This window comes from Rhizobium sp. R634, from assembly GCF_002211305.1.
Lineage (GTDB): Bacteria > Pseudomonadota > Alphaproteobacteria > Rhizobiales > Rhizobiaceae > Rhizobium.
In genome coordinates, this window is sequence record NZ_LOKW01000028.1 from 220,385 (window position 1) to 235,127 (window position 14,743).

The 14,743-nt window shown below is 61.9% G+C and carries 23 protein-coding genes; 19 read left to right on the plus strand and 4 right to left on the minus strand.

All coding sequences use genetic code 11. The features are described from left to right. Window positions 1-26 precede the first annotated feature (26 nt). The 7 genes from ATY77_RS33025 (at window position 27) to ATY77_RS30410 (ending at window position 4,419) form a co-directional block, all read left to right on the plus strand. Entirely contained in the window at window positions 27-188 is a 162-nt protein-coding gene (locus ATY77_RS33025) for a hypothetical protein (protein ID WP_190233569.1), read from the plus strand. Further along, on the plus strand, window positions 185-973 hold the full coding sequence (locus ATY77_RS30385) for an APH(3') family aminoglycoside O-phosphotransferase (protein WP_141103976.1): 789 nt from the start codon (window positions 185-187) through the stop codon (window positions 971-973). The genes ATY77_RS33025 and ATY77_RS30385 overlap by 4 nt, the downstream gene beginning before the upstream one ends. Window positions 974-1,146: 173 nt before the next feature. After that, window positions 1,147-1,950, plus strand: coding sequence for an AraC family transcriptional regulator (locus tag ATY77_RS30390; RefSeq protein WP_088690144.1), 804 nt, complete (start codon window positions 1,147-1,149; stop codon window positions 1,948-1,950). An 83-nt stretch (window positions 1,951-2,033) separates the two neighbouring features. Next, a complete protein-coding gene (locus ATY77_RS30395; protein WP_088690145.1) occupies window positions 2,034-2,933 on the plus strand; it encodes a DMT family transporter in 900 nt (299 codons plus the stop codon). 3 nt (window positions 2,934-2,936) lie between these two features. After that, window positions 2,937-3,635, plus strand: a complete 699-nt coding sequence (locus tag ATY77_RS30400) for a phenylalanine--tRNA ligase beta subunit-related protein (RefSeq protein ID WP_088690146.1) — start codon at window positions 2,937-2,939, stop codon at window positions 3,633-3,635. Window positions 3,636-3,715: 80 nt separating this feature from the next. After that, the gene (locus ATY77_RS30405) at window positions 3,716-4,114 is read left to right on the plus strand and encodes a DUF427 domain-containing protein (protein WP_088690147.1); all 399 of its coding nucleotides are present in this window, start codon (window positions 3,716-3,718) and stop codon (window positions 4,112-4,114) included. A 74-nt stretch (window positions 4,115-4,188) separates the two neighbouring features. Further along, complete coding sequence (locus tag ATY77_RS30410) at window positions 4,189-4,419, plus strand: hypothetical protein (RefSeq protein ID WP_088690148.1); 231 nt, start codon at window positions 4,189-4,191, stop codon at window positions 4,417-4,419. 167 nt (window positions 4,420-4,586) lie between these two features. Here the strand turns inward: ATY77_RS30410 and ATY77_RS30415 are convergent, their stop codons facing one another. Continuing rightward, window positions 4,587-4,832, minus strand: a complete 246-nt coding sequence (locus ATY77_RS30415; RefSeq protein ID WP_088690149.1) for a hypothetical protein — start codon at window positions 4,830-4,832, stop codon at window positions 4,587-4,589. Window positions 4,833-4,966: 134 nt separating this feature from the next. Here ATY77_RS30415 and ATY77_RS30420 point away from each other — a divergent pair, with 134 nt between their 5' ends. The 7 genes from ATY77_RS30420 to ATY77_RS30450 all read left to right on the plus strand — a co-directional run bounded on the left by ATY77_RS30420 (window position 4,967) and on the right by ATY77_RS30450 (window position 9,663). Then, window positions 4,967-5,686, plus strand: a complete 720-nt coding sequence (locus tag ATY77_RS30420; RefSeq protein WP_088673154.1) for a Crp/Fnr family transcriptional regulator — start codon at window positions 4,967-4,969, stop codon at window positions 5,684-5,686. A 130-nt stretch (window positions 5,687-5,816) separates the two neighbouring features. Further along, a complete protein-coding gene (locus ATY77_RS30425) occupies window positions 5,817-7,037 on the plus strand; it encodes an MFS transporter (RefSeq protein ID WP_088690150.1) in 1,221 nt (406 codons plus the stop codon). Next, window positions 7,037-7,708 (plus strand): DUF922 domain-containing protein, encoded by a 672-nt coding sequence (locus ATY77_RS30430; RefSeq protein WP_088690151.1) that lies wholly within the window; start codon window positions 7,037-7,039, stop codon window positions 7,706-7,708. Before ATY77_RS30425 ends, ATY77_RS30430 begins: the two co-directional genes overlap by 1 nt. 75 nt (window positions 7,709-7,783) lie before the next feature. Next, complete coding sequence (locus ATY77_RS30435) at window positions 7,784-8,137, plus strand: DUF1428 family protein (RefSeq protein WP_088673156.1); 354 nt, start codon at window positions 7,784-7,786, stop codon at window positions 8,135-8,137. A 99-nt stretch (window positions 8,138-8,236) separates the two neighbouring features. Then, a complete protein-coding gene (locus ATY77_RS30440) occupies window positions 8,237-8,659 on the plus strand; it encodes a secondary thiamine-phosphate synthase enzyme YjbQ (RefSeq protein ID WP_088690152.1) in 423 nt (140 codons plus the stop codon). A gap of 119 nt (window positions 8,660-8,778) precedes the next feature. Next, window positions 8,779-9,084 (plus strand): hypothetical protein, encoded by a 306-nt coding sequence (locus ATY77_RS30445; protein ID WP_088690153.1) that lies wholly within the window; start codon window positions 8,779-8,781, stop codon window positions 9,082-9,084. Between the two features lie 228 nt (window positions 9,085-9,312). Then, on the plus strand, window positions 9,313-9,663 hold the full coding sequence (locus ATY77_RS30450; RefSeq protein ID WP_088690154.1) for a hypothetical protein: 351 nt from the start codon (window positions 9,313-9,315) through the stop codon (window positions 9,661-9,663). Window positions 9,664-9,975: 312 nt separating this feature from the next. On the opposite strand, the gene ATY77_RS30455 is transcribed toward ATY77_RS30450, so the two are convergent. Beyond that, complete coding sequence (locus tag ATY77_RS30455) at window positions 9,976-10,716, minus strand: SIMPL domain-containing protein (protein ID WP_088690155.1); 741 nt, start codon at window positions 10,714-10,716, stop codon at window positions 9,976-9,978. Window positions 10,717-11,288: 572 nt separating this feature from the next. Then, window positions 11,289-11,435: a hypothetical protein gene (locus ATY77_RS33030; protein WP_190237716.1), complete on the minus strand. Its 147-nt coding sequence runs from the start codon at window positions 11,433-11,435 to the stop codon at window positions 11,289-11,291. Between the two features lie 233 nt (window positions 11,436-11,668). On the opposite strand from ATY77_RS33030, the gene ATY77_RS30460 reads away from it, so the two are divergent. After that, window positions 11,669-11,860, plus strand: a complete 192-nt coding sequence (locus ATY77_RS30460; RefSeq protein WP_088673162.1) for a hypothetical protein — start codon at window positions 11,669-11,671, stop codon at window positions 11,858-11,860. A 149-nt stretch (window positions 11,861-12,009) separates the two neighbouring features. Continuing rightward, window positions 12,010-12,633: an outer membrane protein gene (locus ATY77_RS30465; protein ID WP_088673163.1), complete on the plus strand. Its 624-nt coding sequence runs from the start codon at window positions 12,010-12,012 to the stop codon at window positions 12,631-12,633. Between the two features lie 94 nt (window positions 12,634-12,727). Here ATY77_RS30465 and ATY77_RS30470 read toward each other — a convergent pair whose 3' ends face one another. After that, on the minus strand, window positions 12,728-12,964 hold the full coding sequence (locus ATY77_RS30470; protein ID WP_088690156.1) for a DUF982 domain-containing protein: 237 nt from the start codon (window positions 12,962-12,964) through the stop codon (window positions 12,728-12,730). Window positions 12,965-13,301: 337 nt separating this feature from the next. Here ATY77_RS30470 and ATY77_RS33480 point away from each other — a divergent pair, with 337 nt between their 5' ends. The 3 genes from ATY77_RS33480 to ATY77_RS30480 all read left to right on the plus strand — a co-directional run bounded on the left by ATY77_RS33480 (window position 13,302) and on the right by ATY77_RS30480 (window position 14,738). Continuing rightward, window positions 13,302-13,550 carry a type II toxin-antitoxin system HicB family antitoxin gene (locus ATY77_RS33480; RefSeq protein WP_348627675.1) on the plus strand — a complete coding sequence of 83 codons (249 nt, stop codon included), beginning with the start codon at window positions 13,302-13,304 and terminating at the stop codon, window positions 13,548-13,550. Beyond that, window positions 13,547-13,729, plus strand: a complete 183-nt coding sequence (locus ATY77_RS33485; RefSeq protein ID WP_348627676.1) for a hypothetical protein — start codon at window positions 13,547-13,549, stop codon at window positions 13,727-13,729. Before ATY77_RS33480 ends, ATY77_RS33485 begins: the two co-directional genes overlap by 4 nt. A 286-nt stretch (window positions 13,730-14,015) precedes the next feature. Then, a complete protein-coding gene (locus ATY77_RS30480) occupies window positions 14,016-14,738 on the plus strand; it encodes a hypothetical protein (protein ID WP_088690157.1) in 723 nt (240 codons plus the stop codon). The last annotated feature ends 5 nt before the right edge of the window (window positions 14,739-14,743 follow it).

A 14,743-nucleotide genomic window follows, 5' to 3' on the forward strand; every position in this document is an offset into this window, starting at 1 on the left:
TGGTACGGTGAAGAAGGGACAATGATATGTCGAACGAGATCGAGCGTTTTCTGGAGCGACAGGACGAAGCGGTCAGCGCGCTGTTCCTGGAAAACAAGTCCGACGAGCTGACCGATATTCTGGTGGCGGCCCTCGAAGAAGCGTTCGAGATCCTTCTCGAAGCTGCGCCCGCCGAAACGATTCATTGACATTTTCCGACAGATTGCCGCCTGGACGGCTTGCCGCGCATCTGTCCGGTTATCGGATGGAGCGGGATTTGCTCGGCCGTTCGACGGCGAGCGTTTTCCGCCTGGAAGGCGAGGGCTTGCCGGCGCTCTATCTCAAGGTCGAAGCGGCGGGCCCGTTCGGCGAACTGGATGACGAGGCGGCCCGGCTCGGCTGGCGCAAAGCCTCAGGTCTGGCGTGCCCCGATGTGATCGTGCGGGAAAGCGACGGCGAGCGCAACTGGCTGCTGTTCAGTGCGTTGCCGGGAAGCGACCTTGCCAGCGCAGCGGCGCTGACGTCGCTTGCGCGCGTCGAGCTGCTGGCGGAGGCGCTTGCCGATCTTCATCGCCTGCCGATTGCCTCCTGTCCTTTCGATCACCGTCTAGAGAAGCGCCTGCTGGTGGCGAAGGCGCGCATGGAGGCGGGAATCGTCGACGAAGAGGATTTCGATGCGGCCCGGCTCGGAAAAAGCGCTGCCGAGCTTTTCGCCGCACTCGTGAGCATGAGGCCCGGCGACGAGGATCTCGTCGTTACACATGGCGATGCCTGCTTGCCGAATTTCGTCGCTTCCGACGGCCGGTTCTCCGGCTATATCGATTGCAGCCGCCTCGGTGTCGCCGACCGCCATCAGGATATCGCGCTTGCCTGCCGCAGCATCGCCTATAATTTCGGGGAGGCGCTGGTGCAGCCTTTTCTCGATCGTTACGGCATGCCGGCGCCGGATCCGGCGCGGCTCGATTACTACCAACTGCTCGACGAATTCTTCTAAAGCACGTCGCGATCTTTCAGATTCGCTTCATGCGCTTTAGGTCTTTATTTTCTCGCGTGTCGTTATCGCAAAACCGCGCACACTTTTGCGCGACACGCTCCAGGCCAGCCGCAGCGGTTGCGTCGCATCCGTCCGACTGGCAAAGTGGCCGGGATCGGACCTGCGGGACAGACATGCCGAAAAACCAGTTCAGGATGCTGCGCTCGGCGCTTGCCGGCGTCGAAGCGGTGGAGGCGGAAACCCACCACAGTTTCGCCAGGCATACGCATGAGCAGTTCGGCATCGGCCTGATTTCATCAGGCGCGCAGAAATCGCTGAGCGGGCGCGGCATGGTGGAGGCGGAGGCCGGCGAGATCATCACCGTCAATCCGAATGAGGTGCATGACGGCGCGCCAATCGGCGAAGGTAGATCCTGGCGCATCCTCTATTTCGATCCCGCCATCGTCACCGGTCTGTCGCGGGATATCGCCGAAAGCGGGGCAGCGCGATCGGAAATCCCGCATCCCGTCATCCGCAATCCACGCATTGCTGTCCGCTTCGAAACACTGTTTGGCGCGGTGACTGCCGGGACGACCGACGCATTGCTGCTTGAGGAACTGCTTTTGCAGCTTGTCGCCGATGTCATGCGCGAGCGGGCCGAGAGGGAGGAACGGCCGGCGGTGCCGGCGTCGATCCGCGCGGCCCGGGATCTGATCGACGGCGACCCGCTTGCCGCCGTCTCGCTCGCCGATCTCTCAAGGGAGAGCGGGCTCAGCCGTTTCCAGGTGCTGCGCGGTTTTGCCAGGGCGACGGGTTTGACGCCGCATGCCTATCTCGTGCAGGCGCGCATTCATATCGCTCGGCGGCTGATCGCTCAGGGCACGCCGCTTGCCGACGCCGCCTTTGCCAGCGGCTTTGCCGACCAGAGCCATATGACGCGTGTCTTCGTGCGCAAATACGGTCTGTCGCCACGCTCGTATGCCGGCGCCTTTTCCTGAACCGCGGCGCGGGCATTTGCAATTTCGTTCAAGACCGCTGACCATCCCTGCTGTTTTCTCGGCGCTTCAACAGGAGCTGCCGAATGTCGAGACGGGTTCAAGGATATCTCTATCTGGCGCTTGCCATGCTGACGGTCGGAAGCACCGTCATCGCAAGCAAGCTGATCGCCTCTGGCCTGCCGCCGTTTACGGCCACCGCCTTGCGCTTCGCGCTCGCTCTTCCGGTCTTTTTCCTGCTGATGCGGACGAGCGGAGCCCGGCTGCCGAAGCTCTCCGGGCATGACCGCCTCATTCTCTTCATCCAGGCCGGCGCCGGCAGTGTCGGCTATACGACGCTGCTGATCTCCGGCCTCAGCCTCACCTCGGCCGCCGATGCCGGCGTCATCATCGGCACGCTGCCGGTGGTGTCGGCGGCGATCTCCATTCTGCTGCTCGGCGAACGGCCGCAGCCCGCGCTGCTGTTTGCCGTGGCGCTTGCGGCCGCGGGCGTGTTTTCGATTGCCTTCACGCCGGATGCCGCCGGCGGGTCGCTCGCGGGCAATGCGCTGATCTTCCTGGCGGTTGTCTTCGAAGGGGTGTTTATCTTGTTGAACAAGCGGCTGAAGACGGAGATTGCACCGCTTGCCCAGTCGACGCTGATGACCGGAATCGGCCTCGTCGTCTCGGCCGTTCCGGCCGTTTTCGAGGCGCCGCTCGCGCAGGGGTTTTCGCCGGGTGCGGTCGCTGCCGTGGCCTATTACGCGCTGGTGCCGACCGTCGGCGGCTTCTTGCTCTGGTATGCGGGTGCGGAAAGGGTGAGCGGCACGGAAGCCTCGTTGTTCACTGCGCTTGCTCCAGTTTCCGCCGTGATACTGGCCTTTGCCGTTCTCGGCGAGGCGGTCGGGTTCAATCAGATCGCCGGCATAGGTTGCGTGCTTGCGGCCGTCTTCGGGCTTGCCTTTGCCGGCGGCCGCGCCGGCACCAAACTCATCGAGGAGAGATAGATCATGCAGTTCAGCCACTCGAATGCGATATGGCAGGCCTTTCCGGAACTTCGCGCCGGTGCGCTTTACGCCGAAGGCATTCATGCTTCGGCGGACGTGGAAGAGGCGGTTGCAAACTTCGGCGCGATTGCCGGTGCGCGGCTTGCCGAAGCGCAGGAGGGCGAGTTTCCGGAGATCCAGGCGTGGCGGCGCGGCTTTTCCCGCATGGGGCTGAAGCCGACGCAATATCGCTGCGCTTCCGAAGCGCTGCTGCGCCGCTTCCGGCAGGAGCAGGCGCTGCCGCACCTCAATCCGCTTATCGATCTCTGCAACGCGATTTCGCTCGCCTTCGCGGTTCCCATCGCCGTCTTCGATACGGCAAAGATCGCGGGCGACCTCGAGGTTCGACGGGCCACGGGCCAAGAGACCTATCTGACCTTCGGCGGCGAGAGCGAATATCCCGAGCCGGATGAGGTGATCTTCGCGGATGACGAGGGAAGAGCGCATGCGCGCCGGTGGACGAACCGGCAGAGCGGGCTTTCGGCAGTGCGCGAGACGACGGGCTCGGTGCTGATCGTCGCCGAGGCGCTGCATGCCGGGAGCGATGAGGATATCGGCAGGCTGGTCGCGACGGTGGCGGATGCGCTTGCCCACCATTGGCAGGTCGTGCCGAAGACGGCAATGCTGAGCCGGGAATCGCCGCGCTTCCAATTTCCTGGCTGAGGAAGGTGGCGTTCGTGGTCTTGGGCCTGAGGCGTGGGCGCCCTATCTCTGGGAGACCGATATCTTCTGGAGGCGAACCCATGTTGGACAAGTCGATCAAGATTCCAGGACCGGACCACCCGATCACCGTCGAGCACAACCCCTGTCGCGTCGTCGTCACTGCCGGCGGCAGGACGATTGCCGATACCCACAGCGCGCTGACGTTGCGCGAGGCCTCCTATCCGCCGGTGCAATATATCCCGCGCAAGGATGTGGACATGTCGCTGCTTCAGCGCAGCGATCACCGCAGCCATTGCCCCTATAAGGGCGACGCTTCCTATTACAGCATCCTTGCCGGCGGCGAGCGGGCGAAGAACGCGGTGTGGACCTATGAGGCTCCGCATGACGCCGTCAGCAGCATCAAGGACCATCTCGCCTTCTATCCCGCCCGCGTCGATGCGATCGAGGAAATGGCTTCACCGGAGGCGGGCACCTTCTGATTTTGCCGAAGTGCCCGATGTGGCGGAACATGTCGCCTGCGGGATCGTTAGGAACATCATCGGGGGAGCATGCCGTGCCGAAATTCTATTTCCAGCTCTTCGATCGTGATGGTGTCGGCAGCGAGACCGGGTACGAATTCGAATCCATCGAGGTTGCGAAGGCCGAGGCGCGAAGGGTGCTTGCCGAAATGGCGGCCGAAGGCCTGCCGGCTCCGCCGCTGAACATGCTTTCGGTGGAACTCTTCGACGATAGCCGAAGTCCGCTTGCGGAAATTCGGCTGATTCTCGAAGAGATCGCGAAGTAGCCGCGATCGACGTCCGGCCCGACAAACGCCCGTCGATGGCATCAGGCAATCGCGAAACTATGTCAAATTTAATTGCCGCCCATGAAGGCGGGTCTTAGCGTCGCGCCGATCCACCGAGTCGGATTGACGCGTTTGGGTGATCCGGCGGCAGCCTCGAAGGGCGGCCGTCATCGCGGGTCGTCGAGCCATTCATTGCTGAAGACGAGGCTGGCAACCGTGACCGGATAGCCGCTCTCGTCACGAACTGTGACGGCGATGGTCAGGCGATCACCTGCAGGCAGTTCGTCGCGGGCCACATCCAGCAGGATGCGGGTCACCTCTTTCGGGATGTCTTCACGAGATCTGAGCTCGGTGCCGTGCTCGTCGCGCGTGGGGCCTTCCCCGTTATGTAGATCGAAGTAGTAGCGAGCCATGATTTTTCCTGCGCGTAACAAGGGAGAAATCTGAGATGAAGAGAATTGTTCCCGAGGCTAGGCATTGATTCTTATAGAAAATATCGGTCTTTGCGAGATGGTCCCGACGTTTCGGGGTATCGGCGGGCAAGGCCATGATTGAACCATTGCTGCTCAACCTCGAAAGCCGCGATGTGCTTTCGCCCGAGGAGGAAGGCCATCTTCGGTCGATCATCGGCAAGGACAGGCATTTCGCCGCCGGTGAAGATCTCGTCTCCGAAGGCAGCCGGCCGGCATACAGCACGCTGCTGCTCGATGGCTTTGCGGCGCGCTACAAGGTGATGGCCGACGGCAGCCGCCAGATCACGGCGCTGCATGTCGCCGGCGATTTCGTCGATCTGCACGCCTTTTCGATCAAGAAGATGGATCATGGCATCGTCGCGCTGTCGCCCTGCCGCGTCGCCTTCGCCGATCATGCCGACCTCAAGATGATCACCGAGCGCATGCCGCATCTGACCCGGCTGCTCTGGCTGGATACGCTGGTCGACGGCGCCATCCACCGGGAATGGATCGTCGCCATGGGGCGGCGCTCCAAGCGCGCCCAGATCGCCCATCTCGTCTGCGAGCTCTTCGTGCGCCTGCAGATCGTCAGGCGCACACGTGGGCCAAGCTTTCAGTTCCCGCTGACGCAGATCGAGATGGCCGACGTGCTCGGCATCTCTGTCGTCCATCTCAACAAGACGCTGCAGGCGCTGCGGCGCGAGGGTGTGTTCACCTGGGAAAACCGGACGATCACCATCGTCGATTGGGAGCGCCTGCAGGAAATCGCCGAATTCGATCCTGCCTATCTCAGCATATCGAGGGAGCCGCGCTAGGGGACTGCGGCGCGCACAATCCGGTGATGCCGGCCCGTTCCGATTGACAAACCGGCCCTGGGAGCAGAACACCGATCGATATTCCTAACCTCCTGAAGGCCGCAGCTCCCCGCCGGCCGGTGACATCGCAATGGACATTTCCCAAGGCCCGCGGAGCGTTCTTCGCCACCCCGGCTATCTGAACTTTGCCGCCTCCCGCGTCTTTTCCTCACTCGCCTTCCAGTCCATCGGCATCGCCATGGGCTGGATGATCTATGATCAGACCCACAGCGCCTTTGCGCTCGGCCTCGTCGGTCTTTGCCAGTTCCTGCCGATGGTGGTGCTGACCTTCGTCGTCGGCCATGCCGCCGACCGCTTCGACCGGCGGCGCATCGGGCTTGTCTGCCAGCTGATCGAGGCGGTGACGGCGCTGGTGCTGGCGGTCGCCACATGGCAGCAATGGCTGACGCCGGCGGGAATTCTCATCGCCGTTACCGTACTCGGCGCCGTTGTCGCTTTCGAGCGGCCGACCATGGCGGCGCTGCTGCCGAACATCGTGCCGGCCTCCATGCTGCAGAAGGCGGTCGCAACCTCGACCTCGATGATGCAGACGGCTCTGATCATCGGCCCTTCGCTCGGTGGCCTGCTCTACGGGCTCGATCCCGTCGCGCCCTTCGCCGTGTCGGCGCTGCTCTTTGCCGTGGCGAGCTTCAACGTCATCTCGATCCGCATGCAGTGGGTGCCTGGCAAGCGCGAGAAGGTGACGCTCGCCTCCGTCTTTGCCGGGGTTTCCTTCATCCGCAGCCGACCGGTCATGCTCGGCACGATCTCGCTCGATCTCTTCGCGGTGCTGCTCGGCGGCGCCACCGCGCTGTTGCCGATCTTTGCCCGTGATATCCTGCATGCCGGCCCCTGGGGACTCGGCCTCTTGCGCGCCGCACCGGCAATCGGCGCGCTTGCCATGTCTGTCGTGCTTGCCCGCCGGCCGCTCGAGAGCAATGTCGGGCGCAAGATGCTCGCCGCCGTCGCGGTATTCGGGCTTGCGACCATCGTCTTTGCCCTTTCCACCAATATCGCGCTTTCCGTTGCCGCTCTACTCGTCGTCGGCGCCTCCGATACGGTGAGTGTGGTCGTGCGCAGCTCGCTGGTGCAGCTTCTGACGCCGGATGAGATGCGTGGCCGCGTCAGCGCCGTCAACTCGCTGTTCATCGGCACTTCCAACCAGCTCGGCGAATTCGAATCGGGGATGATGGCCGCCGTGCTCGGGCCGGTCGCCACCGGCATCGTCGGCGGGCTCGGCACGATTATCGTCGTTCTCCTGTGGATGCGGCTCTTTCCCGATCTCACCAAGGTGAAGACGCTGCAGGGCTGATGCATGCATCGTTGAAAGCGGCGCATAGTCCCATTAGGGTCGGCGCGAAACATCATTCGGGCGGGGTGTGCGTGAGGGCAGTTTTTCTATTGGGTCTGCTGGCGGCATTTTTCGCGGCGATGCCGGCTGCGGCCTCGGGTGATTGGCAAGCGGTCGAAGAGGTGCGGCCCTATTCGATATCGGGCAAGACTGGCGCCGAGCTCTATGAATCGATCGGGGCGAATGGCCCAAAGGCCGGGGTCACGGGCCGGGTGATCGCGCATACGACCTTCAAGCTGACCTGGACCCGGAAATACGAGCCGCAGGGCACCGCCTGCGTCATCGTCACCAACCGCCCAAAGCTCATCATCACCTACACCCTGCCGAAGCCGGCGGCCGAGCTGCCGGGACCGGTCAAGAGCAGCTGGGAGGTGTTCAGATCCGGCGTTGAGGCGCATGAGCGGGTGCATGGCGACACCATCAAGGAGATGGTCAAGGAAATCGAGACGATGAGCATCGGGCTGACCGTCGCCGACGACCCCGGCTGCAAGAAGATCAGGATCGAACTGACCCGCCGCCTCGGCGAGATCTCTGCAAGGCAACGCCAGCGCGGCCGCGACTTCGATAAGGTGGAAATGGGCGACGGCGGCAATATCCAGCAGCTCATCCTCAAGCTGGTGAATGGGCCTTGATCGGGCGTGGCCTGGACCTGCCCGGCCGCTCTCCTATCTCTCCCGCTAACGCGGGCCAAAGGGAGGAGAAGTGTCATGTCCTATGTCGATGGTTTCATCGTCGCGGTGCCGAAGGAGAATGTCGAGGCCTATAAGGAATTCTCGGCCTTTGCCGGCTCGATCTGGAAGGAATATGGGGCGCTCGAATATGTCGAATGCATCGGCGACGACGTGCCCTATGGCGAACTGACGTCCTTTCCCCGCGCCGTGCAGGCCAAGCAGGATGAGGTGGTGGTGTTTTCCTGGATCCTCTACCGGTCCCGCCAGGAGCGCGACGAGATCAATGCCAAGGTGATGGACGATGCGAGGCTGAAGGGCGACCAGTGGCAGATGCCGTTCGACGGCAAGCGAATGATCTATGGCGGCTTCGAGACGCTGCTCAGGCTCTGATGCCGATGTTTCATGCCGTTCGGGTTCGCGGCAGGCATTGACTTGCCGGCCGCGGCGCGCCAACTCGCGGGAGATCCAATCCGAGACGGGGAGGGCGCCTTGCCCCAGACGATGCTTAACCTTTCCACACGCGGGCAGGGCCTTTACGAATTCACCGATCAGGCGGAGGCATTCGTGCGCGCCTCCGGACAGGCCGAAGGATTGCTCACCGTCTTCGTGCGCCATACGTCCTGCTCGCTGCTGATCCAGGAAAATGCCGATCCCGACGTGCGAACCGACCTTCTCTCCTTCTTCCGCCGCCTCGTGCCGCCGGCCTCCGATCCGTCGATGGGCTGGGTCGTGCATCGGGACGAAGGGCCGGACGATATGCCGGCCCATATCAAGGCCGCGCTGACGCAGGTGTCGATCGGCATTCCCGTTGCAAGGGGCCGGCTGATGCTCGGCACCTGGCAGGGCATCTATCTCTTCGAGCACCGCGATCGGCCGCACCGGCGCGAAATCGTGCTGCACCTCGGCAATTGAAGGATTAATCCTTGTGAATGAAATCTGAATGTGCGGTTCGAACGCCATTCAGTTTGCGGCGTTTACTGTCGAGACAATCCCTGAAGGGAGAGCTTAGGTATCAATCGACGGAGACCCTCATGACGCATTTCCTCACCAAGGCCGGCCTTGCCGCATTGCTCGCCCTCTGCACCATTCCGGCCACGACTTCCACGGCGGCCGCCGCGGGGCCGCAGACGAGCTACATCGTCGAGGCGCAGTACCATCGCCCGATCCGCGGCTGCTCGCCGATGCATGCGGTGCGCAAGGCGCGCGACTTCGGTCTGCACAGAGCCCATATCACCCGCATGTCGCCGCGCGTCGTCGTCGTTGCCGGCCGCGACCGCCGCGGCTGGGACCGGATGGTCTTCGCCAATGTCCGCGGCTGCCCGCTGATCCGGCGCTAATAGTTAGAGCATGATGTCATGAGAAAACCGCTCACACTTTTCGGCATCATGCTCTAAGGACTGCGGCCGGAGGCGCAATACGGGCGTTTCCGGCCGTTTTGCCTTGACGGTGCCACTTTCCGCCGTCTCTTGTCAGATTCGTATGAGTGATTCCCAGCCGACGCTTCGGCGCGATGGGGCAATGGGGAGGGCGGCTCGACCGCACCGACTTCAAAGGAGAGGTTTTTAATGATGCAATTTCTGGCAAAGGCGGGTCTTGCCGCCATGCTGATCGCCGGCACCCTTGCCGGCACGGCGGCTCCGGCTGCCGCCCAGTTGAATATTATCATCGGCGAGCCGGATCGGGCTCCGCCGCCGGATTATCGCCGTCCGCCTCCGCCGCCCGGCTACGGCTACGGCCGCCGTCCGCGCGCCTGCGATCCGCGGCTTGCCGAAGACATGGCCCGCGATTACGGCTTCCGCCGCGCCCGCGTCGTCGACGTTACCCCGCGCCGCGTCGTCGTGCAGGGCTGGACGCGTCGCGGTCCCGACCAGATGAGCTTCGCCAACGTCCGCGGCTGCCCTCCGCTGCGCCGCTGATTTCATAGAAATACCGCCTCGTCTCCCCGATGCGGCGGCCAGAACCGCCTTTGCCAGTCTCTCCGGACAGGCAAGGGCGGTTTCTTTTTTGGAGGGGCTTTTTGCTCGGCAGACCCCTCCCCAACCCCTCCCCACAAGGGGGAGGGGCTAAGTCGCGGTTGCCTGCAGCGACCAAAATGAAAGTCTTTTTAGCTGCCGCCGCTCAGCGATTGCGGCGGTCGAGGTCATGTGAAGCGGTGCAGCATGTTAGCCCCTCCCCCTTGTGGGGAGGGGTTGGGGAGGGGCTTTAGCCACCGCGCGGCGCTTCCATTTTTACTGCTCGATGGCAAAAGTCACGGTGACGCTGACATTGTAATTGTTCTCGCCGCCCTGGACGGGAACAGCGGCGTCGGAGGCTTCCTTCATCATGGTGGCGCGATAGACCGGCTGCGGCAGCGGGCGCGGGTCGTTCTCGTTGATCTCGAGAATGCGGCCGAGCTTGACGCCGGCGGCTTCGCTCAGCGTCTTCGCCTTCTTGACCGCATCGGCGACGGCATTCTTGCGTGCGTCTTCGAGGGCGGTTTCCGGCTTGTCGTTGGTGAACTGGATGTCGCCGCCCTGGTTGATGCCGAGGCTGACGGACTGATCGATCACCTGGCCGAGCTTGGCGAGATCGCGCAGCCTGACGGTCACCGAATTGATGGTCTGGTAGCCGATCAGCTGCGGCTGCTGCGGCTGGCCGTCGACCGGCTGCGGATAGTTATATTGCGGCTGGATGGAAAAGCCCGAAGTCTGCAGGTCGCGCTCGGCGATGCCGCCGTCCTTCAGCGCCTTGAGCACGTCGTTCATCGCCTTGTTGTTCTCGTCGAGCGCTTCACGGGCGGTCTTGGCCTGTTTGACGACGGCAAGATTGACGACGGCCATATCGGGAGCGAGCGCCGATTCGCCATTGCCCGTCACCGAAATCACCGGCTCGCGCGGCTTTGCCTCCTGCGCGAATGCGGGGGCCGCGCTGGCGAGCGGCAGGGCCAGAAGAGCAGTCATTACAAGAGTCTTGGAAAGAATCGGCGCCATGTTTTCATTCCCTAGTTGTCGTTTCCCGGATGAACTTTCTGTCGGTTGATTGTGAAGCTATTGCGGCGGAAAGGGATAGGCGGCGGTGCGGGAAGAGAAAAATGCGTGGGGTGTTCGCCACTGCCGTCCGGCTGGACAAGAAAAAAGAGAGGATGGGCCGTGGGGCACTCCCCTCTGCCTGCCGGACCCTGGGGTCGAGCCACGGGTCTCGACCCGTCCTTCGGACCCCCACCAAGGGTGGAGATCGGCTGGGAGCGCTGGCTTTCCTAACCAACTGGCGTCACAGCAAGGTGAAACGGCAGACGTGTGCGAAGGTTTGACCACTTGCCAATCTCCCCACCTGTGGGGGAGATGTCCGGCAGGACTGAGGGGGTGCACACGGCACGCCGGTACTGCGGCAAGCAAACATGCCCCGCCGTATCCCAAATCCGGCAAACCTCATAGCAAAGACGGCGGGTTAAGAAACAGGGCCAGCTGGGGCGAACCGGCATCGCCGGTCGTGAACTGAAGATGCACGCCAGCCAGGGCAAGACCATGCCTTACCCTGCGGCTAGCGGACGCGGCGCTTGATTTTAAGCGCCGAAATCATCCATGAAGGAGGGATGGATGGCGGGCTTGCGCTCTTCGCGTGCTTCGCGAAAACGCTGGGGAACCGCACCGAGACCGGATACGAACCGGCTCAGGAGATTGCGGTTGAAAAGTTTGTGTATGGCACTCATGTCAATTCACTCATTCTTTTTTTTGTTAGCCGGCGGCATATATTTTGCCCAGGCTGCCTTCGCAATGGGCAATTTGGCATGACTGCTATGCACAGGCGTGCATGACGATCACATTGACGTTAGAAGGGGCGTCGGGAGCCGCCCGCCGCGATGAAACCTCGCCCGGCAATCGCCTCGGCGTGGTAGACTGCGTCGCTCGGGCTCAAGCCATGCCCTCCGAAGGAGAAGCTCAGATGAACCGATTTTTCGCACTTGTCGCGACCGGAACGCTGATCAGCCTTGCCACGATCACTTCGGCCTGCACGTCATCAGGAAACGTCGATTACACGTCGTCGATCGGCGGCGGCTATTACGAGCGTCAGCCGCTCAATCCAGCTTGCGGCGGTGGGTTCAGACCGAGCGATGGGCGGTCTTGCAGCTATTAGAGACGTGATGCCCTTGCGAAATCGTCGCTTGTCAAGCGGAACAGCTTTGTCCGTTACCGCACCATTGTGCGTGTGTGCCGCTGTAGCTACAGCTTTCTGTTGAGTGGCGCGGTATCCTCTGGTTGCGTTGTAATCATGGGGTACAGAAGATGAAACTGACTATCGCGACTACCTTGCTCGCACTTCTCGCAACCACCGCATTTGCAGCCGATGCCGTCCAAGACATCCCGGCGGCTCCCGTTGCGGCTGCGCCTGTTTTCACCTGGTCGGGTCCGTACTTCGGTATCGATGGCGGTGCGGCATGGCTCAACGGTGACTTCAGCGCCGGTGGGGCCAGCGCTTCCGAGGACTTCAACGGCGGCGTCTTCGGCGGATTTGCAGGTTATAACTTCCAGTTCGACAACATTGTTGTCGGTATCGAAGGCAACCTCGAACACAACTGGAATGAAGAGGAAACGCTGGGAGCGGACGTTGGGACCGATTGGGCCGGCGCTGTTCGCGGCCGTGTCGGCTACGCCTTCGACAAAGCACTGATCTACGGCGCCGCCGGCTGGACGGCCACGCGCGGCTACGTCGATCTGCCGGGATTGGATAAAGAGACGGAGACTTTCAACGGTTACACCGTCGGGGCCGGCGTCGACTTTGCCATCACCAACAACATCTTCGCCCGCGGCGAGTATCGGTTCAACGACTTCGGCGAGAAGGACGTTCTCGGTGTGGATGCCGATCTCGATCAGCACGAACTCAAGTTCGGCATCGGCGTAAAGTTCTAAGAGCCTTCCAGCAGATCAGTAGTGAGAGCCCCGCCGAGACAGCGGGGCTTTTGCGTTTTAAAGCAATTATAGTGGCAAGAGCGCGCTTCGCCTGTCACGAACTGCACTTGATGTCGCTGGCTCTGGCTGCAGCGATAAGGGCGCGACGGACCTCCTCTGGATCTGCGATATCGGCGAACACATCAAGCACGATCATCTCGGCGGCTTTGGCCGCCGGCGTTTGCTCGGGCCAGTCGTTGAGCAAGGCATTTCCGGCCTGCAGGACCGTCCTCAAGGTTTTCTTTTTTCCATTAATCGTGATTGTCACCGCCTTGAAACGTCGTTTGCTCATGGCGTGGTCCCTCCCACGGACCAGCGAATCAACGACTCAATTGGCGATTCGTTCCAGACACAGTTCCCGAAACGGAGATGGACATGAACAAGCGGGATCGCTTCATCGCTGAACTCAGGGAAACAACGCGGCCTTTCCTTCCGGGTCAGCAAATTGAAGGGCAAGGGCGGGCATGCAACGGTCTGGATAGGTGACCGGTTCACGACCCTCCCGAGCCGGGAGATCGACCCGAAGACGGCGGCGAAGATAAGAAAGGGTCCGGGGCTGAGCCCCAGACCGCCGAAACCGTTTGCCCATGTCGAAACAGGGCAATGGTGGCCGCCAGGGAGACCGAACCATGAAGACTTACGCATACGCGGCAACCTTCGAGCCAACCGAATGCGAAGGCGGCTTTACCGTCACCTTCGCCGACGTGCCCGAGGCCATCACCGAGGGCAACGACATGGCCGATACCCGCGAGATGGCGGCCGACGCGCTCGGCGTGGCGCTGCTGACATATCTGGAGATGGGCAAGTCCCTTCCGGAAGCCAAGGCCGAAGGCGTCATGGTCACGCCCGACCAGAGGTCGCCGCCAAGGTCGCCGTGATCGAAACCCTCCAGCAGGCGGGGATCGCGCGCAGCGAGCTTGCCCGCCGCATGGGCAAGGACGAGAAGGAAGCGCGCCGCCTTCTGGATCCTGATGTCGCCACGAACGTGCCCTTGCTTGTCAGTGCGCTCGCCGCCATGGGTAAGCGCCTGGTGATCGGGCTCGACGAGGCCGCCTGACGCCGCCTTGTTCACCAGCTGCGCCTCGTTGAGAAAGTGGCGGAAGCGCCGCTCTACGTCCGCCTTTGCGCGGACCTCGGAAAGGTTTCGCCCATTGCTCGTGTGGCCGCTCGATGTCACCCAGATCCGCCAGCGCCACATGCGACCGCCGGATAGACGCAGCCGACATCAACGTCGCCGCTCTGCAGCACGGCGCGATAGGTTTCCTGTCGCCAGATCATACCGCCACCCCTTGCAAAGGTTGCGCGGCAGTATCTATGCTCTCTCTATAATCGGGGGAATCTAGATGAGATCTTGGTACGAGCGCTATGGAGTGTGGATCGCGCTCGCAGCTTTTGTTTTTATCAGCGTCATATCCTTTGCCGGTTTCAGTCAAACTCAGCAACTTTTGAAAATGACATGTTCGCCAGGCGATAAGGGCGATTGCTTCCGCCAATGGGTGTCGGCGACCAGTGGCTGGTTCGGCGGCGCGGTTACGTTCGCGACGCTGATATTTCTTTCGCGTCAAGTGAACGACATGCGGTTGCATCATCGCGAGACGATGAGGCACGCAACGCGCCCCGTTTATCTCCGGGCGCAACGACTCAAGGACGCCGTAAACTCTGCCAGAATAACGCTCAAACTTCTCAAACAGGTTATCCGAGAAGGCGATCAGGAAGCTCCCACAATGGATCTTCTTTTTTCGATGATGGCGGGCCTCCGCTCGCTGCAAGAGCAGCTTTCTCGCCCGGAATTCGATAACTTTGAGAACGAAATAGGCTATGCCGGGATCGGTTCCGCCTTCATGCTACGCACCAATTTGCGTCCTGTACTTGAAATTGGAAACCTGTTGGTCGACGCCCTTAAGCATGATCCGCGTCAACAAATAAATGTTGCGGATTTTAAACGCTTCAGAGGTCGGGCGGAGCCTCATGACTTCATGGAACTGTACTTCAGCAATGTCTTGGCGGAGGCTGATAAACAGATTGAGGCATGGGAAAGGACTATGGAGGAGACAAAGCTCATCTGAGCTCC